The organism is Nitratireductor sp. GISD-1A_MAKvit (assembly GCF_040819555.1).
Taxonomy (GTDB): domain Bacteria; phylum Pseudomonadota; class Alphaproteobacteria; order Rhizobiales; family Rhizobiaceae; genus Nitratireductor.
Window position 1 is genome coordinate 2989032 of the sequence record NZ_CP161920.1, and the last position, 22279, is coordinate 3011310.

Genomic DNA, 22279 nt, shown 5'->3' on the forward strand with positions numbered 1-22279 from the left:
GAACCACGCACCGCGTCAACGCAGGCCGACGCCGGTCACCGTAGCCCTGTTCCAAACGGATGTGCCATCAAAGCCCTCCCTCATGGTGAGCCTGTCGAACCACGCACCACGTCAATGCAGACCGATGCCATTCACCGTGGATCCTGTTCTAACCGGGTACGCTCGAAACGCTCTATCCGACCAGCGCTTCCGAAGGCCGCAATGCACCCACCTCGAAGCCACGCCGATTGGTCAGAACCGGTCGGGCCATCTCATGCAACGTTCCGGCGAGCGCATCGCCCTTCAGAAGCTGCGCCAGCACTTCGGCGACCATCACTTCTGCGGCACGCGTCGTGCCATCATCGCATTTCAGCGCGAGGCCGATGCCCTTTTCAGGGATCGCGGCACAAAACACGCCTTCCGCCCCCGTCTTGGTGAAAATGCGTCCCTTGCCCGCTTCCATCATGCGCGTATCGGCGCGCCCGCTGCCGGCCACATAAAACGGCTCCGCCATGCAGGCGGCAAAAATGCGCTTTGCGGCTTTCGCCCTTTCCGGCGCGAACCCGTTCCCCGTCGCCATGCGCGCGAACCCCTGCGCGAGCGCCTTCAACGGCACCGCATAAGTGGGAATGGAACAGCCGTCCGTGCCGCACAAATCGCTTTCATGCGCTGCACCCGTCACATCCTCCATGGCAGCCTTCACGGCTTCCTGCGCCGGGTGCCCAAGCGCCACATAACCACGCGGGTCATGGCCAAGATGCGCGCAGGTGCAAAGAAAGCCAGCATGTTTTCCCGAGCAATTGTTGTGCGCCGCCGTCGGCTCCGCCAGATCGCGCGCCTGTTCGATCAACACATGCTCTTCCGACGACCAATGCGCTCCGCATTCGAACGCATCTGTGTCCAGCCCGGCACGCTTGACCATGGCAGTCGCCAGCGCCGCATGCTCCGGCTCGCCCGAATGGGATGCGCAGGCAAGCGCGATTTCTCGATTGCCGAAGCCGAAGGCATCCGCCGCCCCGCTTTCCACAAAAGGCAGCGCCTGAATGGCTTTTACGGCAGAACGTGGAAACACGGGCCGATCAATGTCGCCAAGGCTCATCACCTTTCCGCCATCCGCATCGAACACGGCGATCGCGCCACGGTGCCTGCTCTCGACAACGTTACCGCGCAGCACTTCGACCAGAACCGGATTGCCCATGTTTTCACCGTATTTTGGGGGATTCACTTTCAAATCAAGCCAACCGCAATAGACTGGCCCTCATGCGTTTTTTCAAGCGGACTTTGCTGTTTATTACCCTTGTCTTCATTCTGCCGGCCTTTGCCTCGCTGGCATGGTGGGCGATGCAGGAGCGGCCGGTCTCGTGGCGCAGCGCAGATTGGTCCGCAAGCGGCGTTCTCCCACAAGTAACCGACGATCCACGAGCTGCAATCTATGTCATGGCCGCGCGCACCGGCGGCATGAAGGGTGCCCTGTCCGTCCATAGCTGGCTCGTGCTCAAGCGCGCTGGCGCTTCATCCTATGACCGCTATGACAAGGTCGGATGGGGCAGTCCCGTGCGCCGCAACGCCTATCCGGCAGATGGACGCTGGTATTCCAACACGCCCTATGTCGTTGCCGCCATCAAGGGAGAGGAAGCCGAGCGGCTGATGCCGCAGGTAGAAGCGGCCATCGCCAGCTATCCCTTCTCGCGGCGCGGTGACTACGGGCTCTGGCCCGGGCCAAACTCCGATTCCTTCACCGCGCATGTGTTGCGTAACGTTCCGGATCTCGACATCGCCCTGCCACCAACCGCTGTCGGGCGCGATTATCGTCCGGGTCTGCTGGCGTTCGATCACACGCCCGACTGGAGCGACGTGCATGTTTCGCTGGGCGGGCTGGCGGGCATCGCTGCCGGCCTGCGTTCCGGTGTCGAGCTGCATTTTCTCGGGCTGGTCGCAGGCATCGATCTGCGCCGCCCGGCGCTCAAGGTGCCGGGCTTCGGCCGCGTCGATCTATGGCCGTCCGCAACCGCCGGAGAGAAGGCCGCGCCCGCTATTTGATCCGTTCGAGGATCGACACATAGTTTGCGACCGCCGCGCCCCCCATGTTGAAGATACCGCCCAGCTTCGCGTCGGGGATCTGGATGCCGCCGGCCTCGCCGGTTAGCTGCATCGCCGTCAGCGCATGCATGGAAACGCCAGTCGCGCCGATCGGGTGCCCCTTGGCCTTCAGCCCGCCTGAAGGGTTCACCGGCAGCCGCCCGTTCTTCTCGGTCTGACCTTCGAGCGCGATCTTTCCGCCCTCGCCGGGCTTTGCCAGCCCCATCGCCTCATATTCGATCAGTTCGGCGATGGTGAAACAGTCATGGGTTTCCACGAAGGAGAGGTCATCCAGCGCCACGCCCGCGCTTTTCAACGCGCGCTTCCAGGCCTCTTCGCAGCCCTCGAATTTCAGAATGTCGCGCTTCGACATGGGCAGGAAGTCCTGCACATGCTCGTTCGCCCTCAGCGCCACCGCGCGGCGCATGGAGAGTGCCGTCTGCGTGTCCGTCAACACGATCGCCGCCGCACCATCCGAAACGAGCGAACAATCGGTGCGTTTCAGCGGACCGGCGACATAAGGATTGCGCTCGCTCTCCTGCCGGCAGAAGTCGAAACCCAGATCCTTGCGCATCTGCGCGAACGGGTTCTCGACACCGTTTTTGTGGTTCTTGGCCGCAAGCGTCGCCAGCGCGTCCGACTGGTCGCCATATTTCTGAAAATAGGCATCGGCGATTTTGCCGAAAACGCCGGCAAAACCGCCCGGAATCTCGCCATCTTCGGGCAAATAGGACGCTTTCAGCAGGTTTTGCGCGATCTGCGGGCCGGGCGTTTTCGTCATCTGCTCCGCGCCCACCACAAGCACGATGCGGGCGTCGCGCGAAGCGATGGAACGTGCACCCTGCCGCACGGCGGCAGAACCGGTCGCGCAGGCGTTTTCCACCCGTGTCGCCGGCTTGAAACGCAGCCGGTCATCGGCCTGCAGCACGAGGCTGGCGGTAAAATCCTGCGGTGAGAAACCGGCGTTGAAATGGCCGAGCACGATCTCGTCCACATCCTCAGGCCCAATGCCGGCATGGTCCAGAGCCTCGCGCGCCACCTGAACGATCAGCCCTTCAAGCGTGTCATCGGTCAGCTTGCCGAACTTTGAATGGGCCCAGCCCACAATGCATGCAGTCATCTCGTCTCTCCCGGAGGGCGGCCTTCAAAGCCGCAGATTAGAGCAAACATGTGAGCGGACCATAAATCCGCAGCCGATTTTGTTCAAGCATGAACTATTTTCCGCAAAGCCCCTGTTCACTGACTGATGTTTCCCACCGCATGTTCGGCGCTTGGATGATGCCATGAGGATTTTTCTTGATTGACTAATCAATCAATAATAAACAAACCCCATGCCCAAGATCGGAATGGAACCCATACGCCGCCGAGCCCTCATCGATGCGGCCATCAGCGCCATCGGTGAGCGCGGCGCGCTCAACGTCACCATGTCGGACATTGCGGGTCGTGCTGGCGTCTCGACGGCCCTCGCGCATCACTATTTCGGCGGCAAGGACGACCTCCTCTTCGCCACAATGCGCCACATCCTCTCCCAGCTCGGCAGCGAGATCCGCACGGCCATCGCGCCCCTTTCCGGCCCTGAACGCGTCCGCGCAATCATTGCCGTCAACCTGTCGCCCGATCAGTTCCGGCCCGAGATCATCGCAGCATGGCTCGCCTTCTATGTGGAGGCCCGGCGCGATGCCGCACTCGGCCGCCTCTTCCGCATCTATGTGCACCGCCTGCACAGCGACCTGATGAGCGGGCTTTCTCATCTTCCTCGCGCAAGCGCCATTCGCATCGCGCGCGGCATCGCCGCCCTCATCGATGGTCTTTACCTGCGCCGCGCGCTTGGCGAGGGCGTGGAGGATTCCGCCACAGCCATCGCCCTTGTCGAAGACTATCTCGACATGGCGCTCGCCCCACACCCGCCCCATGGGAGCCTGCCCCATGCATGAAGCCGATTTCGTCATCATCGGGTCTGGCTCCGCCGGTGCCGCGCTCGCCTACCGGCTGTCGGAAGACGGAAAAAATTCCGTCATCGTGATCGAGTATGGCGGCAGCGATTTCGGCCCCTTCATCCAGATGCCTGCCGCCCTCTCCTTTCCCATGAACATGGCGCGCTATGACTGGGGCTTTCAGAGCGAACCGGAGCCGCATCTGGGTGGGCGCGTTCTTGCCACGCCACGCGGCAAGGTAATCGGCGGGTCATCCTCCATCAACGGCATGGTGTATGTGCGCGGGCATACGCGCGACTTCGACCACTGGGCCGATGAGGGCGCGACCGGCTGGGCCCATGCCGACGTCCTTCCCTATTTCAAGCGCATGGAGACGATGGCCGATGGCGAGGCCGGCTGGCGCGGCACCGAAGGCCCGCTACATGTCCGCAAGGGGCCGCGCGACAACCCGCTCTTCTCGGCCTTCATCGAAGCCGGTCGCGAGGCAGGCTTCGAGACCACGGAAGACTACAACGGCTCGAAGCAGGAAGGGTTTGGCGCACTTCAACAGACGATCCACAAGGGCCGGCGCTGGTCCACCGCCAATGCCTATCTGAAGCCCGCGCTCAAACGGAACAATGTGAGTCTCGTCAATGGCTTCGCCCGGCGAATTGTCATGGAGAATCAACGCGCCATCGGCGTCGAGATTGAAGCTCACAAAAAGATTCAGGTTGTTAAAGCACGACGTGAGGTCATTGTCGCAGCTTCCTCGATCAATTCACCAAAGCTCCTGATGCTTTCGGGCATCGGCCCGGCAGAGCATCTGCGCGAAAACGGCATCGATGTGGTAGCGGATCGCCCCGGCGTCGGCTCCAATCTGCAGGACCATCTGGAACTCTATATCCAGCAGGAATCACTTAAGCCGATCACGCTCTACTCAAAGCTCAATCTTCTTTCCAAAGGGTTGATAGGCGCGCAATGGCTGTTCCTGAAATCGGGTCTAGGCACCTCCAACCATTTCGAGGCCGGCGCCTTCGTGCGCTCCGCTGCCGGGGTCGATTATCCCGACATCCAGTTCCACTTCCTGCCCGTCGCCATCCGCTATGACGGCAAGGCGGCAGCAAAGTGTCATGGCTTTCAGGCCCATGTCGGACCGATGCGGTCGAAGTCGCGCGGCACGGTCCGCCTTCGATCTGGCGATGTGTGGGATAAACCGGAAATCCGCTTCAACTACATGTCCCACCCGGACGACTGGCGCGATTTCCGTCACTCCATTCGCCTCACCCGCGAGATCTTCTCGCAGGATGCCTTCACGCCCTATCGGGGCCGCGAGATCTCCCCGGGCGAGGATGTTCAAAGCGACGAGGAGCTGGACGCCTTCATCCGCGAACACGCCGAAAGCGCCTATCACCCCTGCGGCACCTGCCGGATGGGATCGGCAGATATCACCATGAGCGTGGTGGATTCCGAATGCCGGGTGATTGGCGTGGAAGGCCTTCGGGTCGCAGATTCGTCAATTTTCCCCCGCATCACCAATGGCAATCTGAACGGCCCGTCAATCATGGTCGGCGAGAAGGCAGCCGACCACATCCTTGGTCGCGCGCCACTCAGCCCGTCCAATCAGGAGCCCTGGATCAACCCGCGCTGGCGGGAAGCCGACCGTTAGAGAAACCCATGCGGAAAAATTGAATGGATCGGGAAAGCGTTTCCATGAAACGATAGCCCTTCCGAAAGCTGGAGAATTCATGCGCGCGCAGCCCAAAGCATCACACTATATCAATGGCCGCCATGTTGAAGACGAACAGGGCGCGGTGATCGAGGTGGTCTATCCCGCCACCGGCGAGATCATCGCCCGCGTCCATTCGGCCACTTCCAACATCATCGAACTCGCCGTCGAGGCGGCCCGCGCCGCCCAGCCCGCCTGGGCAAAGCTGAAGCCGGTCGAGCGTGGCCGCATCCTGCGCCGGGCGGCAGATCTCCTGCTTGAGCACAATGAAGAACTGGCAAAGCTTGAAACGCTGAACACCGGCAAGGCGCTGCAGGAAACCCTTGTCGCCGACGCGCCTTCCGCTGCGGAGGCGCTCGAATTCTTCGGCGGTGCCGTCGCCGCCTTCAATGGCGAGCAGGTCGAGCTAGGCGGATCCTTCGGCTATACGCGCCGTGAGCCACTCGGGGTTTGTGTCGGCATCGGCGCTTGGAACTATCCGATCCAAATTGCAGGCTGGAAGTCCGGCCCTGCGCTCGCCATGGGCAACGCCATGGTGTTCAAGCCGTCCGAGGTGACCCCGCTTTCAGCCCTCAGGCTTGCCGAAATTTTCACCGAGGCGGGCCCTGCCCGATGGTCTCTTCAACGTGGTGCAGGGACTGGGCGATGTCGGCGCAGCGCTTGTGGCCCATCCGGAAGTCGCAAAGGTCTCTCTCACCGGCTCGGTCGAGACCGGCAGGAAGGTGCAGGCGCTTGCCGGCGGCGAGATGAAGCCGGCCACGATGGAGCTTGGCGGCAAGTCACCGCTGATCGTGTTCGATGATGCCGACCTGGAAAACGCCATTGGCGGGGCCATGCTCGGCAATTTCTATTCCACTGGCCAGATTTGCTCCAACGGCACACGCGTTTTCGTCCAGAAGGGCATCCATGAACGTTTCCTGTCTCGCCTGACCGAGCGCACCAGCGCCATTCGTCTGGGCGACCCCCTCGATCCCGAAACCCATCTCGGCCCGCTCGTCAGCAAGGCGCAGTATGACAAGGTGCTGCGCTATATCGAGATCGGCCGCGAGGACGGCGCAACCCTGCACCATGGCGGTGGCGCGCCACGGCTTCAGGGCCTTGAAGACGGTTTTTATGTCGAACCGACCATCTTCACCGGTGTCACCGACCGGATGCGCATTGCCCGCGAGGAGATTTTCGGCCCGGTCATGAGCATCCTGACGTTCGACGACGAGGACGAGGTGGTCGAGCGCGCCAATGACACGCCTTTTGGCCTTGCAGCCGGCGTCTTCACGAGAGATATCGCCCGCGCCCACCGCGTGATCGGGGCGCTGAAAGCCGGCACCTGCTGGATCAACACCTACAATCTCACGCCGGTGGAACTGCCCTTCGGCGGCGTGAAGCAGTCCGGCTTCGGGCGCGAAAACGCCATGGCGGCACTCGCCCATTATTCACAGGTCAAATCCGTCTATGTGGAAATGGGAGACGTGGAAAGCCCATATTGATGACGGTTTGATCTTGCGCAGAAGAAAGACGGCAGCTATAAGCCCGCCGTCTGGTCACGGAGTGTAGCGCAGCCTGGTAGCGCACCTCGTTCGGGACGAGGGGGTCGCAGGTTCAAATCCTGCCACTCCGACCAGTTTCTCAAATGTACAGCCCGGTAATGTGGCCACATCCTGCTTCCTGTGTTTCAGGATGCTATCGGGTTTGGCTTTCAGTCGGCGTCAATCATCTGAACGGGCATTTTTCACGCTTCATCCGCTTGTCGCACTGCATCGCAGCGCGTGCCTGCGCATGGAATGGCCGCGCCGGCCTCCGACCGCCCGGCAGGAATGGATCGCAAAGGCGCCCCCCTCCACGTCTTGATCGAAATGGGTGCCTTGCGCTCGACCGGTGTCGGGCATCGGCGCACTGGCCGGCCGCTTGACCGCGTGGCAACGAGCCGGCAAAGTCGGGCTTCACAAACTCGTGATCAACAGGCTTCCTCTCATCCAGAACATACCAGAGGGACATTACCCGGAGACAGTCATGCGTGGATATCTGGTTGCAGCGTTAATCGCCACTTCACTTGTTTTTTCAGCGCCCGGCGCAAGCCATGCCGAGGGAACAATGCTCACCATCAGCGGATCGGTTGAGAAAACCAATCGCGATGCGTTCGATCCATTCTTTGACGGTTTCTTTCACTTCCACGACAAGACTTTCGACCGGGCCCTACAGCCTGAACTGGGACGCGCTGGCCGCCCTGCCCCAGAAAACCATCAAGGTGAATGCGGATACCGAAGACTGGCCGCGCACGCTGACGATGGAAGGGCCGCTGCTTGATGACGTACTGGATCTGGCAGGCGTATCGGGCGACACGTTGACACTCTACGCCCTCGACGGATTCGGTCTGACCATGGACGCTGAAAAGCGTGCTTCCCGGGAGTGGGTTCTGGCCATGAAGCTCGATGGCAAGCCGCTGGGTCTCGGCGGGTTTGGCCCGCTCTGGCTGGTCTACGACACCAATGGGGAGAAGGTGCCGGAGGAAGAGGAGCGCAGCTGGGTCTGGTCGGTCTTCCACATCGAGGCGGAGTAACCCTGCCACCTCCGTCGGCACGGGCCCGTCAGGCATGCATCACGCCACAAACTCAAGCGGTTGCTGGTGCATCACGCAGTCGCGCCCGTGCTGTTTGGCCTTGTAAAGAAGCATGTCCGCCTCGTTGATAACCGCATCGAGCGACTGACCGGGTTGATGCATTGCAATTCCGATGCTCACCGTGGTCGATACAGTCTGCGCCTGGACATTAGACCCCACAAGGCGACAGCTCAGCGCAATCCGCTCAGAGATCAGCCGTGCCAGCGGCAGAGCAGCACCGGGCATGAAAACGGCAAACTCTTCTCCGCCCATGCGCGCGGCGATGTCTTCACCGCGAACACTCTGCTTTATGGCTTCGGCCATGAGCCTGAGAACGCGATCTCCCTCCGCATGGCCGAACCGGTCGTTGATCTGTTTGAAATGATCCACATCGATGAACAGAACGGCCCCCGCCGAAGAACTGCCACTGTCAATCAATTCACTGACAATCCGCATGAAATCCCTGCGGTTGCGGAGCCCGGTAAGAAAGTCAGTGGTGGCAGCCATGTCCAGCTCTTTCGCCAGTTTCGCAACCACCGCGGTCTTGGTCAAAAAGAGGTAGGAAATGGGATAGGCGACCGTGATCGTGATGACGGCCGTCAGCACAAGATCGAGCAGAAGCCGCTCCGTAAAGAACACGGAATACAACACGAGCGTCAAAGCATCCGCTGCCACCACGCACATCAGCGTCACGCAGGAGGCCTGCTGCCAGATGCGCATGGCATCAAACCTGTCGAATATCGTCTGTAGCCAGCTCATCTCGTTTTCCCGCCCTGAGGCGGAACAACTATCTTGGCTCCCGTAAACACCGGGTTACCTTGCGGAAGGCTTCGCCCCCGCTTGCGAAAAAGCGTTTGTTCCTGGCGGTGTTTTTCCGCCTAGGGTTTTCCCCAGAGCGTATGGAAATCGCAATCACGCTCTTGGGAGAAGCCAGGCTGCTTGCTATCGTGGCCAGCATGGTCGTGAAGGTGGTTGGCAGCCGCATCCTGAAATTGCAGCGTTCCCCCTTGGACCAGACCGTGCGAAGGAGGCACCATTGGGCACCACGGATATGGCTACCGGGCTGTTGAACAGACGGGTTTTTGATAAATTGGGGCCGGAACTCGCAGCCGCGATGAGCTGGGCGGGGCAGCCCTGCTCGATGGCTCTCATCGACATCGATGCGTTTGATCAGGTGCTTGCAGCATATGGCCACCGTGCCGGTGAAGAAGCGTTGCGGCATGTGGCTGGCGTCGTTCAGTCTTCCGTGCGGCAGACGGACATGGTGGCCAGTTTCGGCGGACAGGCCATCGCGCTTGTTTTGCCCGCTTACGATGCCGAGCGTGCATTCGGTCTGGCCGAGCGCATCCAAAATGCCGTCGCCCAATCCCCCTTCCAGTACGAGGGAACAGAGATAAAGCTGACCATCAGCGTGGGGTTGCGCACGCCCTTGTCAGACAAGGAAAGCTTCTGGATTGCGCTCGATCAGGCCGGCGATGCGCTCAACCGCGCCAAATCGACCGGGCGCAATCGTCTGGAAGTGGCGGTGTGAAGCCTGCGGGGAGTTGTATGTTTTTTGGGCACCGTGCCTGAACGAGCGGCAAGATCAGCCTCCAGAAAACCGGCCTCTGCGAAGCAGAGACATGCAAAGTGCTTCAATTACCTGAAAAATCCGGGTTCCCCATGTTTGGCACGGTTCATGCTTTCATATCAATGAGCCCGGAGGGGACTCGCCTGAAAGCGTCGTAAGAACGCCAGGTTGGCCGCCAGACTGACTGCACCTGTTTCCGGGGCGGTCGTCTGGCGGTTTTTCATTTCCCCATATTGTTCTCCTTCGGGGTGATGGAACAATTGATTTGTTCCCTCTTTGTTCGTATTGTGAGGATATGCAATACGCTCCGTCCCTTTTGCCTTTCCACCGAGCGGCAAGCCCTCACCAGGGTTTGCTGGAAGTTTTTCTGCACGTGCCAATCGGCACCAGAGTCAGGGCAGGAAAAACGAATCCGATCAAATTCCTGGAAGCGAAAGCTGAGAGTTTGAGTCAGAGCCGGCCGGTGCCGCAGGCTGGCCCGGCAGCGGCCGCGTCTTCCTGTTTGCGTTCGGAGGCTGCATTATGAATATCCCTGTCGAGATGGAGCCGTGGCCAGAGACTGCGGAGCCTGAGCCCCGCCCGATCCAGCCCGAGAGCAAGGAGAAACTTGCCCTCACAGCCCCGGAAAAAAGAGGCCGGGTTATTGATGCATTGCGCAGTCGCATTGCCCCCCAGGAAAGGTTTGCTTCGGCGCCTCGTCCCACTCTTCCGCTCGGACCGGAGGCTCTTGACAGCGCCCTGCCCGGTCATGGCCTCAGGACCGGCGCGCTGCATGAAATCCTGCCGGCCGGCCATGGCGATTTTGCTGCCGGCATCGGTTTCGGCATCTGTCTTCTGGCCCGTCTTCTGCGCCAGCGATCAGGATCTGTACTGTGGGTGGCTCCCGCACATCTTTCCAGCCGTGAGGGCGCTCTTTACCCGCCCGGGCTTGCAGCTCTCGGCTTCGACCCGAACCGTCTGATCCGAATCGAGGCGCGCAAGCCGATCGATGTGCTTTGGGCGCTTGAAGAAGGGCTTTCCCATGCCCCTCTTGCTGCTGTCGCCGGTCTGTTGCCGGACAATGCCCGCGCCTATGATTTTGCGGCCAGCCGCCGCCTTGGCCTGCGGGCGTCGCGCCATGGCGTCACGGCCTTCCTGATGCGCGGCCGACAGGCCAGCGTCGAAAACACCGCCGCCGAAACGCGCTGGTCCGTCGGTTCGTTGCCAAGCCGCAGGCACCATGCCGGTCAGGCAGGACCGGGCGCGCCGTGCTGGCGGCTTCAGCTTCTCAAATGCAGGCAGGGCCTCTCCCGTCGTTTATCGCAACACTGGGATGTGGAGTGGGATCATGAAACACTTTCTTTCCGTCTTCCTGCCCCGCTGGCCGATCGAGCGCCGGAGCGCACGTCCTGGCGACCCGATGTCCACCAGGCATGGGCAGAAGCTTCGTGATGATGAACCGCTGGTTCTCGTCACCACCACGGAGAGCGGACAACGCATCACCGCTCTCAACCGGCCAGCTAAGGCGCTCGGCTTTTCACCAGGCATGGCGCTGGCGGATGCGCGCGCCATTCACCCCGCCCTCCGGGTCGCCCATGCAGACCTTCCCGGCGATGAGCGCGCCCTCATCCGGCTTGCGCTCTGGTGTCAGTGTTTCTCGCCCTTCACGCGGCCCGACTTCCCCGACGGGGTGAGCCTCGACATCACCGGCTGCGCCCATCTTTTCGGCGGTGAGGCCGCACTGATGGACACGCTGACGCAAAAACTTGGCGGCTTCGGGCTCACGGCACGGCTGGCACTGGCGCCCACCATTGGCGGTGCATGGGCGCTCGCCCGTCACGCGGCGGACAAAAAGCTTATCGCTTCGCGCAAAACGCTTTCCAGGCATATGGCACCCCTGCCTGTCAGCGCCCTGCGACTGGAACAGAGCACCGTCGAAGCCATGGAGAAACTGGGGCTGAAACATGTCGGCGACCTGATCGGCAGACCGCGCGCGCCGCTTGTCGCCCGTTTCGGACCACTTGCCCTGCGGCGGCTGGACGAAGCCCTTGGTCACGAAGAGGAGAGCTTTCGACCGCTCACCCCGCCCCATCTCCATGTCGCGCACGCCCGTTTTGCCGAGCCCATCGCCACGCCGGAAGCAATCGAAATCGCCATTGGGCATCTCGCGCGCGACCTGTGCGCAAAGATGGAAACGGCCGGCAAGGGCGCGCGACGGCTGGAATTGCGCCTGTTCCGCGTCGATGGCTGGTTCGAGGCTCTGCCGCTTGCCACCAGCACGGCCACGCGCGATGCCAGGCATCTTGCCCGTCTGCTTTGCGAGCGTCTCGACCGCATCACCGATCGGGCGGGGTTCGGTTTCGAGGCGGCAAGTCTCACCGCCTTTACCGTGGAAAACCTCGCCATGCGGCAGGAAGACCTGGGCGAGGACCCCGGCGCCGCCCGCGATGGCGATTTCGCCCCTCTTCTCGACAGGCTCGTCAACCGGTTCGGCGCGCGCAACGTCACCCGCTCCGCCCCTTGTGCCAGCTATCTGCCCGAGCGTGCCGCTCACTCCGTCTCCGTGCTCAAACGGGTGCAGGAGCATGACTGGCAGGCCCAGCTGCGACACATCCAGGATGGAGCCGCCTTTGCCAGACCACTCTTTCTCTTGTCTGTTCCCGAGCCCGTAACCACGCTTGCCAGCGTTCCCGACGGCCCCCCCACCCGGTTTGAGTGGCGGCGCGTGGCGCATCGCGTGACCCGCGCCGAAGGGCCGGAGCGCATCGCGCCCGAATGGTGGCGTGCTCCCTTCGGCGCCAGCCGCAAGACACGCGATTATTTCCGTGTCGAGGATGATGCCGGTCGCCGCTTCTGGCTGTTTCGCGAAGGGCTTTACGAACGCGATGAGGAGCCCCCCCGCTGGTTCCTTCACGGGGTTTTTGCATGAGCGGAAAAACAATACAGCGCACCACAGCGCCAGCCACCCCCTTTGTCGAACTCGGCGTCACCAGCAATTACAGTTTTTTGCGTGGCGCTTCTCACCCGCACGAACTTGTGGCCGAGGCAGCCCGGCTTGGCCATGCGGCCGTCGGCATTGCCGACCGCAACACGCTGGCCGGCGTCGTGCGCGCCCATGTGGAGGCGAAGGCGCGAAACATTCGCCTTGTGGTGGGCGTTCGGCTGGTGCTTCTGGATGGTTTTGAAGCCCTGTGCTTTCCCACCGACAGGCAGGCCTATGGCCGCCTCACCCGTCTTTTGACCGATGGCAACCGCCGCGCGCCCAAGGGCGAATGTCACCTGCACATGGACGATCTGAAAGCGCTTGGTCATGACCAGCGTCTCATCGCCATTCCACCCTATGATTTCGGCTCCGGTTTCGAGGAAAACCTGCGCCGTCTAGCCACCCACTTTTCCGGCAATGTCTTTCTGGCGCTCACGCCCTATCGGCGGGCCAATGACGGCGCCCGCCAGCAACGCCTTGCCACGCTCGCCGGCGCCTGCGGCACGCCGCTCGTCGCCACCAATGACGTGCTCTATCACACGCCGGCGCGCCGCCCGCTGCAGGATCTTCTCACCTGTATCCGCAACCATTGCACCATCGACGAGGCAGGCTTTCATCTTGAGCGCAATGCGGAGCGCCATCTCAAGGCACCGGCAGAGATGGCCCGCCTGCTGCGCGGCCATGAAGATGCCATTGCCCGCTCCGTGGCACTCATGAACGATTGCCGGTTTTCGCTCGAGGAGCTGCGCTTCGATTATCCGAAGGAATCGAATGGCGAGAGCGCAACGCCACAAGAAGAGCTGGAGCGTCTCACCTGGCTCGGTGCAAAAGAACGTTTTCCCGAAGGTGTTCCCTCCAAGGTCCGGGCCCTTATCGCCCATGAGCTGAAGCTGATCAGCCAGCTTGAATATGCCGCCTACTTTCTCACCGTGCACGACATCGTGCGCTTTGCCCGCGCGCAGACCCCGCCCATTCTGTGCCAGGGGCGCGGTTCGGCGGCCAATTCGGTCGTCTGCTATTGCCTTGGCGTCACCTCGGTCAACCCGACCGAGATCGACCTTCTGTTCGAGCGCTTCATTTCGGCTGAACGCGGTGAGCCGCCAGACATTGACGTCGATTTCGAGCATGAGCGGCGCGAGGAGGTGATGCAGTATATCTACGGCAAGTATGGCCGCCACCGGGCCGGGCTTGCCGCCACCGTCATTTCCTACCGCACACGCAGCGCCGTGCGCGAGGCCGGCAAGGCGATGGGGCTCTCGCCCGATGTGGTGGCTGCCATGACCGGCCTTGTCTGGGGGCACTCTTCGCGCACGCCCACCGGCGAGCAGGTGCGCGAAGCCGGTCTTGATCCCACCGATCCGCGCCTGCGCCAGACCCTTGTGCTCGTCGGTCAGTTGATCGGCTTTCCCCGCCATCTCTCGCAGCATGTGGGCGGCTTCGTGCTCACCCACTCGCCTTTGAGCGAAATCGTGCCCATAGCAAACGCTGCCATGAAAGACCGCACCATGGTGGAATGGGACAAGGACGATCTCGATGCGCTCAACATTCTCAAGGTGGATGTGCTCTCACTCGGCATGCTCACCTGCCTGCGCAAGAGCTTCGATCTTTTGCGTGATCATTATGGCGAGGATCACACGCTCGCCACTGTGCCACGCGACGACAAGCCCACCTACGCCATGATCCAGCGCGCCGACACGGTCGGCGTCTTCCAGATCGAAAGCCGGGCGCAGATGTCCATGCTGCCACGTCTGAAACCGGAAAATTTCTACGACCTCGTGATCGAGATCGCCATTGTCCGGCCCGGTCCCATTCAGGGAGACATGATCCACCCCTATCTGCGTCGTCGCAACGGCGAAGAGGCACAGGAATACCCATCCGAGGAATTGCGTGCCGTGCTCCAGAAGACCCTCGGCGTGCCGCTGTTTCAGGAACAGGCGATGAAGATCGCCATCGTTGCCGCCGGCTTTTCGCCGGAAAAGGCAGACCGGCTGCGCCGCGCCATGGCTTCCTTCCGCCGCACCGGCACCATCGATCAGTTCCGCGAGGATTTCATCAATGGCATGCTCGCCAATAACTACGAACCCGATTTTGCCGAGCGCTGTTTCAATCAGATGAAAGGTTTTAGCGATTACGGCTTTCCCGAAAGCCATTCGGCCAGTTTTGCGCTGCTTGCCTATGCCTCCTCCTGGCTCAAATGCCACTATCCGGACGTCTTTGCCTGTGCGCTTTTGAATTCTCAGCCCATGGGCTTTTATTCCGCCTCTTCCATTGTGCGCGATTTTCGCGAGCATGGCGGCGACACGCGCCCCGTCGACATCAATCTCAGCGACTGGGATCACACGCTCGAACCAGCGGCAAAACCGGGGGCGATCCGTCATGCGCTGCGGCTCGGGCTGCGCCAGGTGGACGGCATGCGCGAAACGGTCGGGTTGAAGCTCATGGCCGCACGGGAGGCAGGCATGTTTACCAATGTGCGCGATCTCTATTTCCGCTCCGGCATCGACATGTTTTCCCTGCGCCGGCTCGCCGAGGCCGATGCCTTCCGCTCACTCGGGCTCGACCGGCGCGCCGCCCTTTGGGAGGTGCGCGGCCTGAGCGGTCATAAGGGCGTGCGCTCCGTAGCCGAAGAATTGCCGCTCTTCGCCAGCGCCAAGGGTGCAGCCGCAACACCTCTTCAGGACGAAGAGAGCGTCGCACTGCCCGCGCTTTTGCCCGGCGAACAGGTGGTGGAGGATTACGGCACGCTCGGCCTCTCGCTCAAGGCGCATCCCGTCTCCTTCCTGCGCCGCTTGCTTGACAGGCGCCGCGTCCTGAAAACCCGCCAACTTGCCGAAACCCCGGCAGGCCGCTTCGTGCGTGTGTCGGGCCTTGTGCTGGTGCGCCAGCGTCCGGGCACCGCCAGTGGCGTCATCTTCATGACACTGGAAGACGAAACCGGCATCGCCAACATCATCGTCTGGCCTCGTGTCTTCCAGCGTTTTCGCCGCATCGTCTTCGGCGCACGCATGGTCACGGTGGAGGGAACCCTGCAAAAAGAAAGCGATGTCATCCATGTGATCGCGCGGCGCCTCACCGACACCACGCCCGAACTTCTTGCCGCCATGTCCGATCAGGGTATCGGGAAAGGGGATGAAAAGGCCGCCACCACACGGAATCTGTGGCGGCATCCGCGCGATGTCCGCGTCTTGCCAAAGGGACGAAACTTCCATTGACGGGCCGCACCGTGCATTGCCAAGCCGCTGCCGTCAGGCTAGTCCGGTGCGGTGAAAAACGGGAGGCTTTTCATGATCCTTTGCTGCGGTGAAGCGCTGATCGACATGCTGCCGCGCCAGACAGGCCAGGGCGAGGCCGCTTTCGCGCCCTATCCGGGCGGCGCCGTTTTCAACAGCGCCATTGCCATAGCCCGCCTTGGCGTTCCATGCGGTTTTTTCACCGGGCTCTCGGACGACCTGTTCGGCCGCATGCTGCGAGAAAAGCTTGAGGAAAGCCGTGTGGACCTCACGCTTGCACGGTTTTCGGCCCGCCACACCACGCTGGCCTTCGTGACCCTCTCCAACGGCCAGGCCGAGTATGATTTCTATGACGAATGCACAGCCGGGCGCATGATCGAGCCATCCGATCTGCCGGCAATCGGCGCGGACATATCGGCCATGCTGTTCGGCGGCATCAGCCTCGTTTCAGAACCCTGCGGTTCGGCCTATGAGGCGCTGATGGCGCGCGAGGCCAAGAGCCGCGTCATCATGCTAGACCCCAATATCCGACCCGCTTTCATCAGGGATGCACAGGCGCATCGCACACGCATTGAGCGGATGATGACGAACGCGGATATTGTGAAAATTTCAGCCGACGATCTGGAATGGTTCAAAGAGACAGGCAGCGCCGACGAAATTCTCACCCGCTGGCTGGAACGCGGCCCGAGCCTCGTCATCCTCACCGATGGCGGCAATGGCGCGACGGCCTACACGAAATCGCAAAAGCAGTTCGTTCCGGCGACACCCGTCGAGGTGGTGGACACGGTCGGGGCCGGAGACACATTCAACGGTGCGCTTCTGGCGGCCCTTGAGACGGCAGGGCTTCTGACGAAGCAAAAGATCGCGGCGCTCGACGAGGCGCAGATGTCGAAAGCAATAGACTTCGCCTCCCGCGCCGCCGCCGTCACCGTGTCGCGCGCTGGCGCAAATCCACCGTGGAAGGATGAGCTTTCGGTTGTGTGATCAACCCGCGCCCCCGGCCACGAAAGAGGGGCTCACAAAGGCTTCCAGCCCCTCCCCGTCCTTCGGCCCATAGGTGAGCGGCGCGCCATCGAGCGTGTTCGCCATGCCGCCTGCCGCACGCAGGATCGCATCGCCTGCCGCCGTGTCCCACTGCATGGTGCGGCCAAAACGCGGATAGAGGTCCGCATCGCCCCGTGCGATCATGCAGAATTTTAGCGACGAGCCGATGGAAACCGTCTCGGCATCGGGATAGCGGGCGATGAAGGCACGGGTCTCATCGGTGCAGTGCGAGCGACTGGCAACAATCGCAGGCGGCGTTTGGCATGGCCGCGCCCGGATCATTCGCCGCTGTTGCGGTTTCCCACCGATCACGGTCACTTCAAAGGCTTCGCCCGACCGCGCCGAATAGAGCAGATCGCGTGCCGGCGCATAAACTACGCCCGCCACCGGCCCGCCATTGCGGATCAGGCCGATATTGACGGTGAAATCCGGGCGCCGCGCAATGAATTCGCGCGTCCCGTCAAGCGGGTCGACCAGAAGGAAGTTGCCGTCGCCGCAGGCCGGAATGACGCCGCCGGACGCGGCCTCCTCCGAGACGCACGGCGTTCCAAGCCCGACATTGCGGAAACCGTCCAGGATCACCTTCTCCGCCGCGCGGTCGGCTGCCGTCACCGGCGTGTCATCAGCCTTTTGTTCCACCTCGAAGCCAGCCTCGTAGTGCTGCATGATTGCAGCCCCTGCCGCCAGCGCCAGATCCTCAAACAGCGCCAGAAGCGCTGCATCGTCCTTCAGCATGCCCATGGGCCCGTTCAGTCTTTCCCAGTCATTCGATCCGAAGATCAGCAATAACCGCGCTGCCTGAGCCAGGCCTCCACCTCGTCGACGAGCTCTTCGGGCACGCGGTCCGTTGTGTCCAGGTGAATATCAGCCCTTTCCGGCGGCTCATAGGGGGAATCGACGCCCGTGAAGTTCTGGATCTCGCCGTTGAGCGCCTTGGCATAGAGCCCTTTCGGATCGCGCCTTGCGCATTCCTCGAAGGGCGTGTCCACGAAAACCTCCACGAATTCGCCCTCGTTCATCAATTCGCGCGCCATGCGCCGTTCGGCCCTGAAGGGCGAGATAAACGAGACGAGCACGATCAGCCCGGCATCTGCCATCAGCTTTGCTGTCTCGGCCACGCGGCGGATGTTCTCCACCCGGTCCTCGTCGGTAAAGCCCAGATCCCGGTTGAGCCCGTGGCGAATATTGTCGCCATCCAGCACATAGGTGTGCCGGCCGGCTGCGTGCAGCTTCTTCTCCAGAAGGCTCGCAATGGTCGATTTTCCGGAGCCCGAAAGCCCGGTGAACCACAGCACCGCCGGCTTCTGGTGCTTCAGCTCCGCGCGCGACTGGCGCGTCACGTCGAGCGCCTGCCAGTGGATGTTCGCCGCGCGCCGCAAGGGCCGCTGGATCATGCCGGCACCCACCGTCGCATTGGTCAGCCGGTCGATCAGGATGAACGCGCCCGTGGTGCGGTTGTCGCTGAAAGCGTCGAAGGCAATCGGCGCCTGAAGCGAAAAGTTGCACAGACCCACCTCGTTCAGGTCGAGGCTTGTCGCCGGCTCCTCGGCAAAATTGTTGATGTTGCGGCGGTGTTTGAGCTGGCTCACCGTCGCAGAAACCTCCTGCGTCTCCGTGCGCAGAATATAGGCCCGCCCCGGCAGAAGCGGTTTTTCATCGAACCACACCAGCGTCGCGGAAAACTGGTCTGCCACATGCGGGCGCGCCTCTGGCGTCACCAGCATGTTGCCGCGCGAAAGCTCCACCTCGTCTTCGAGCAGAAGCGTGACCGCCTGCCCCTCGGATGCGACCTCCAGATCGCCATCCTGCGTGACGATGCGGCGAATACGCGTCTGCTTGCCCGACTTGGCGACAGTCACCCGCTCGCCGACGCCAATGCGCCCGGAAGCCACGGTGCCCGAGAAGCCGCGAAAATCGAGGTTCGGCCGCGAGACATATTGCACCGGAAAGCGGAACGGCTTTCCCTCCGCCTCGGCCTCAATATCCACCGTCTCCAGATGCTCCAAGAGCGACGGCCCTTCATACCAGGGCGTCTTGCCCGACGAGCGGATGACATTGTCGCCATAGCGCGCCGACATCGGGATCGGCTGGATCGTGTCGAAACCGAGTTCCTCCGCAAATGCGCGGTATTCCGCAGCAATGCGCTCGAACGCCGCCTCGTCAAAGCCGACAAGGTCGATCTTGTTGACCGCCAGAACGATGTGCCTAATGCCCAGAAGCGAGGCGATCATCGAGTGGCGGCGCGTCTGCGGCAGGATGCCCTGCCGCGCGTCCACCAGCACGATGGCGAGATCGGCCGTGGACGCGCCCGTCGCCATGTTGCGCGTGTATTGCTCGTGGCCCGGCGTGTCGGCCACGATGAATTTGCGGCGCGGCGTGGAGAAAAACCGATAGGCCACATCGATGGTGATGCCCTGCTCGCGTTCCGCCTCCAGCCCGTCCACCAACAGCGCGAAATCGACCTCATCGCCGGTCGTGCCGTGCTTGCGCGAATCGTTCTCCAGTGCGGCAAGCTGGTCCTCGAAGATCAGCTTTGTGTCGAACAGGAGACGCCCGATCAGTGTGGATTTTCCATCATCCACCGACCCGCAGGTCAGGAACCGCAAAAGCCCCTTGTTCTCCTGCCCGGCCACATAGTCGCGGATATCGACAGGAACATCGTCGTCTTCACGCAGAAGCGCAGTGTTGGCGGTCAACATGATCAGAAATACCCCTCGCGCTTCTTCTTCTCCATGGAGCCCGCCTCATCGCGGTCGATCAGACGCCCCTGCCGTTCAGAGGTGCGGGCCGTCAGCATTTCGGAGACGATCTCCTCAAGCGTGGTGGCGGTGGAAGGGATCGCGCCTGTCAGCGGGTAGCAGCCAAGCGTGCGGAAGCGCACCAGGCGTTCCTCCACCTTCTCGCCCGGCTGCAGACGCATCCGGTCGTCATCGACCATGATGGTCATCCCGCCGCGATCCACCACTGGCCGTCTGGCGGCGAAATAGAGCGGCACGATGGGAATGTTCTCCTGAAGGATGTATTGCCAGATGTCCTGCTCGGTCCAGTTGGAGAGCGGAAAAACGCGGATCGATTCACCCTGCGCCACGCGCGTGTTGTAGATCTTCCACATTTCGGGGCGCTGGTTCTTGGGGTCCCAGCCATGGCCTGCGGAGCGAAACGAGAAGATGCGCTCCTTGGCGCGGCTCTTTTCCTCATCGCGCCGCGCACCACCAAAGGCCGCGTCGAAACCGTATTTTTCGAGCGCCTGGCGCAGCGCAACCGTCTTCATCACATGGGTGTGCGTGTTGGAGCCATGATCGAACGGATTGATGCCGTCGCGCACGCCCTCTTCATTCACGTGCACCAGAAGATCAAACCCCTTTTCGCGCGCCATCCGGTCGCGAAATTCGATCATCTCGCGAAACTTCCAGGTGGTGTCCACATGCAGGAAGGGAAATGGCGGCTTGGCGGGATAGAACGCCTTCATCGCCAGATGCATCAGAACGGAGGAATCCTTGCCGACAGAGTAGAGCATCACCGGCTTTGAAAAGGTCGCCGCCACTTCGCGGAAGATGTGGATCGCTTCGGCTTCCAGCCTGTCGAGATGGGTTAGGGCTGCCGGCATGTCTTCGCCTTCGCGTCTTTGTCGCTGCGGCCGGAACCTTCACGGCTTCCGGCTCATGCCTTTGAGGTACCACGTGGTTTTCCGCCCTCTCAAGGCGCGCACGCCCAACCTCACCCCGGTTTGAGAGGCGCATTTTGCGTTGTTTCCGGCAAAGGGGAAAAGGCATTTCAGAATGCGAGAAAGGCCCGCTTTCGCGGGCCATCTGGACGTTTTCGACGCTGCTTTTCCGCCTATTCGGCGACAGCGCCGCGAATGGTCTCGATCACACGGTCCTGATCGCTCTCGGCCAGATAGGGGTGCATCGGCAGGCACAGGATGCGGTGTGGCAGGCTCTCCGAGACGGCAAGTCCGCCCGGCGCTTTCTCATACATTTCATAGGCCTTCTGCAGATGCAGCGGCTTCTCGTAATAGACAACCGAGGGAATGCCCGCCTCGCCAAGGCGCTTGCGCACCAGGTCGCGTTTTTCGGACTCGATGGCATATTGCGCCCAGGCCGAGCGATGGCCCTTCGGCGTCACCGCCACCTTCACCACATCGCCAAGGGCCTTCGCCATAGCGTGCGGCCACCTTCTGGCGCGCGTCCATCTCATCTTCGAGTATGGCCAGCTTTTCGATCAGGATTGCAGCCTGGATCGTATCGAGACGCGAATTCAGCCCCACACGCACATTGTCATACTGGCTCTCACCCTTTCCGTGGAACGCAATGGAGCGCAGCACCCTGGCCAGTTCGTCATCGTCGGTGAACATCGCACCGCCATCGCCATAACAGCCAAGTGGTTTGGCCGGATAAAAGCTGGTGGAAGCCACATGGCCGAATGCGCCACAGCGTTTGTTGTTGAGCGTTCCGCCGATCGACTGGGCAGCATCCTCGATGATGCGCAGTCCCTCGCGCGCTGCAATCCCCTCGATGGCGCCGTAATCGGCAGCCAGACCGAAGAGGTCAACCGGGATCACCGCCTTCGGTGTCAGCCGGCCTTCGGCCTTGATGTGGTCGATGGCAGCCGTCAGGCTTTCAGGATCCATGTTGTATGTGTCGGCATCGATCTCCACGAAGACCGGCTCTGCACCGGCCAGCGCCACGACTTCTGCCGTCGCCGCAAAGGTGAAGCTCGGGCAGAACACGGCGTCGCCCGGTCCGATGCCATAAGCCATCAGCGGCATCAAAAGCGCATCGGTGCCGTTTGCGCAGGCGATTGCATGTCTGGTCCCGACATAGGCCGCAAGCTGCTCTTCCAGCGTGCTGACTTCGGGTCCCAGAATGTAGCGCCCTTCGGCAACAACCTTGTCGATAGCGGCCGCGAGTCTGTCCTTGATGCGCTCACGCTGAGCGCCGAGATCGATGAATTGCATTTATTGCCCAATCGGTTGCGGGTGATTCCGCGTTTGCCCCGTCCGTTGAATAGGCATGCAGAACGCGCAGCGCAACCAGCCGCGCCCTTCAAACTGCCACGCCGGCTGTTACACGAGGTGAACGAACCGGCTGCAACGGTTTCAGCCTGTTGTTGGTTTGCATGGCGCGCGCATTTGTCGCCGCAATTCTGTTCCTGTATGCACGCACGCGAATCCACTAATACTT

General features: G+C 61.8%; 15 protein-coding genes, 1 tRNA gene and 2 pseudogenes. 11 read left to right on the plus strand and 7 right to left on the minus strand.

Annotated elements, in window-relative coordinates; translation table 11 throughout:
• Positions 1-172 precede the first annotated feature (172 nt).
• A complete protein-coding gene (locus AB2N04_RS15735; protein ID WP_367718832.1) occupies positions 173-1177 on the minus strand; it encodes an asparaginase in 1005 nt (334 codons plus the stop codon).
• Positions 1178-1239: 62 nt separating this feature from the next.
• Here AB2N04_RS15735 and AB2N04_RS15740 point away from each other — a divergent pair, with 62 nt between their 5' ends.
• A complete protein-coding gene (locus AB2N04_RS15740; protein ID WP_367715435.1) occupies positions 1240-2019 on the plus strand; it encodes a DUF3750 domain-containing protein in 780 nt (259 codons plus the stop codon).
• On the opposite strand, the gene AB2N04_RS15745 is transcribed toward AB2N04_RS15740, so the two are convergent.
• Positions 2012-3178, minus strand: coding sequence for an acetyl-CoA acetyltransferase (locus tag AB2N04_RS15745; protein ID WP_367715436.1), 1167 nt, complete (start codon positions 3176-3178; stop codon positions 2012-2014). The genes AB2N04_RS15740 and AB2N04_RS15745 overlap by 8 nt on opposite strands.
• A 211-nt stretch (positions 3179-3389) precedes the next feature.
• On the opposite strand from AB2N04_RS15745, the gene betI reads away from it, so the two are divergent.
• From betI to AB2N04_RS15770, 5 genes and pseudogenes are all read left to right on the plus strand, one after another.
• Positions 3390-3992, plus strand: coding sequence for a transcriptional regulator BetI (gene betI / locus AB2N04_RS15750; RefSeq protein ID WP_367715437.1), 603 nt, complete (start codon positions 3390-3392; stop codon positions 3990-3992).
• Positions 3985-5637, plus strand: a complete 1653-nt coding sequence (gene betA, locus AB2N04_RS15755; protein ID WP_367715439.1) for a choline dehydrogenase — start codon at positions 3985-3987, stop codon at positions 5635-5637. The genes betI and betA overlap by 8 nt, the downstream gene beginning before the upstream one ends.
• A gap of 79 nt (positions 5638-5716) precedes the next feature.
• A pseudogene (betB, locus tag AB2N04_RS15760) lies at positions 5717-7181 on the plus strand (betaine-aldehyde dehydrogenase).
• Between the two features lie 57 nt (positions 7182-7238).
• Positions 7239-7315: transfer RNA gene (locus AB2N04_RS15765), tRNA-Pro, on the plus strand.
• Positions 7316-7825: 510 nt separating this feature from the next.
• Complete coding sequence (locus tag AB2N04_RS15770) at positions 7826-8251, plus strand: hypothetical protein (RefSeq protein ID WP_367715440.1); 426 nt, start codon at positions 7826-7828, stop codon at positions 8249-8251.
• Positions 8252-8290: 39 nt separating this feature from the next.
• Here the strand turns inward: AB2N04_RS15770 and AB2N04_RS15775 are convergent, their stop codons facing one another.
• The gene (locus AB2N04_RS15775; RefSeq protein ID WP_367715442.1) at positions 8291-9049 is read right to left on the minus strand and encodes a GGDEF domain-containing protein; all 759 of its coding nucleotides are present in this window, start codon (positions 9047-9049) and stop codon (positions 8291-8293) included.
• Positions 9050-9326: 277 nt separating this feature from the next.
• On the opposite strand from AB2N04_RS15775, the gene AB2N04_RS15780 reads away from it, so the two are divergent.
• The 5 genes from AB2N04_RS15780 to AB2N04_RS15800 all read left to right on the plus strand — a co-directional run bounded on the left by AB2N04_RS15780 (position 9327) and on the right by AB2N04_RS15800 (position 17036).
• On the plus strand, positions 9327-9821 hold the full coding sequence (locus AB2N04_RS15780; RefSeq protein WP_367715443.1) for a GGDEF domain-containing protein: 495 nt from the start codon (positions 9327-9329) through the stop codon (positions 9819-9821).
• 561 nt (positions 9822-10382) lie between these two features.
• Positions 10383-11291 (plus strand): ImuA family protein, encoded by a 909-nt coding sequence (locus AB2N04_RS15785; protein ID WP_367715444.1) that lies wholly within the window; start codon positions 10383-10385, stop codon positions 11289-11291.
• Positions 11188-12768 carry a DNA polymerase Y family protein gene (locus AB2N04_RS15790; RefSeq protein ID WP_367715446.1) on the plus strand — a complete coding sequence of 527 codons (1581 nt, stop codon included), beginning with the start codon at positions 11188-11190 and terminating at the stop codon, positions 12766-12768. The genes AB2N04_RS15785 and AB2N04_RS15790 overlap by 104 nt, the downstream gene beginning before the upstream one ends.
• Positions 12765-16034 (plus strand): error-prone DNA polymerase, encoded by a 3270-nt coding sequence (locus tag AB2N04_RS15795; RefSeq protein ID WP_367715447.1) that lies wholly within the window; start codon positions 12765-12767, stop codon positions 16032-16034. The genes AB2N04_RS15790 and AB2N04_RS15795 overlap by 4 nt, the downstream gene beginning before the upstream one ends.
• Before the next feature lie 72 nt (positions 16035-16106).
• Positions 16107-17036 carry a carbohydrate kinase gene (locus AB2N04_RS15800; RefSeq protein WP_367715448.1) on the plus strand — a complete coding sequence of 310 codons (930 nt, stop codon included), beginning with the start codon at positions 16107-16109 and terminating at the stop codon, positions 17034-17036.
• Here AB2N04_RS15800 and cysQ read toward each other — a convergent pair whose 3' ends face one another.
• The 4 genes and pseudogenes from cysQ to AB2N04_RS15820 form a co-directional block, all read right to left on the minus strand.
• On the minus strand, positions 17037-17837 hold the full coding sequence (cysQ, locus tag AB2N04_RS15805; protein ID WP_367715450.1) for a 3'(2'),5'-bisphosphate nucleotidase CysQ: 801 nt from the start codon (positions 17835-17837) through the stop codon (positions 17037-17039).
• Positions 17838-17875: 38 nt separating this feature from the next.
• Positions 17876-19795, minus strand: a complete 1920-nt coding sequence (gene cysN, locus AB2N04_RS15810; RefSeq protein WP_367715452.1) for a sulfate adenylyltransferase subunit CysN — start codon at positions 19793-19795, stop codon at positions 17876-17878.
• 2 nt (positions 19796-19797) lie between these two features.
• Entirely contained in the window at positions 19798-20703 is a 906-nt protein-coding gene (gene cysD / locus AB2N04_RS15815) for a sulfate adenylyltransferase subunit CysD (RefSeq protein WP_367715454.1), read from the minus strand.
• Between the two features lie 230 nt (positions 20704-20933).
• Positions 20934-22053, minus strand: a pseudogene (locus AB2N04_RS15820) (DegT/DnrJ/EryC1/StrS family aminotransferase).
• Positions 22054-22279: the final 226 nt, after the last annotated feature.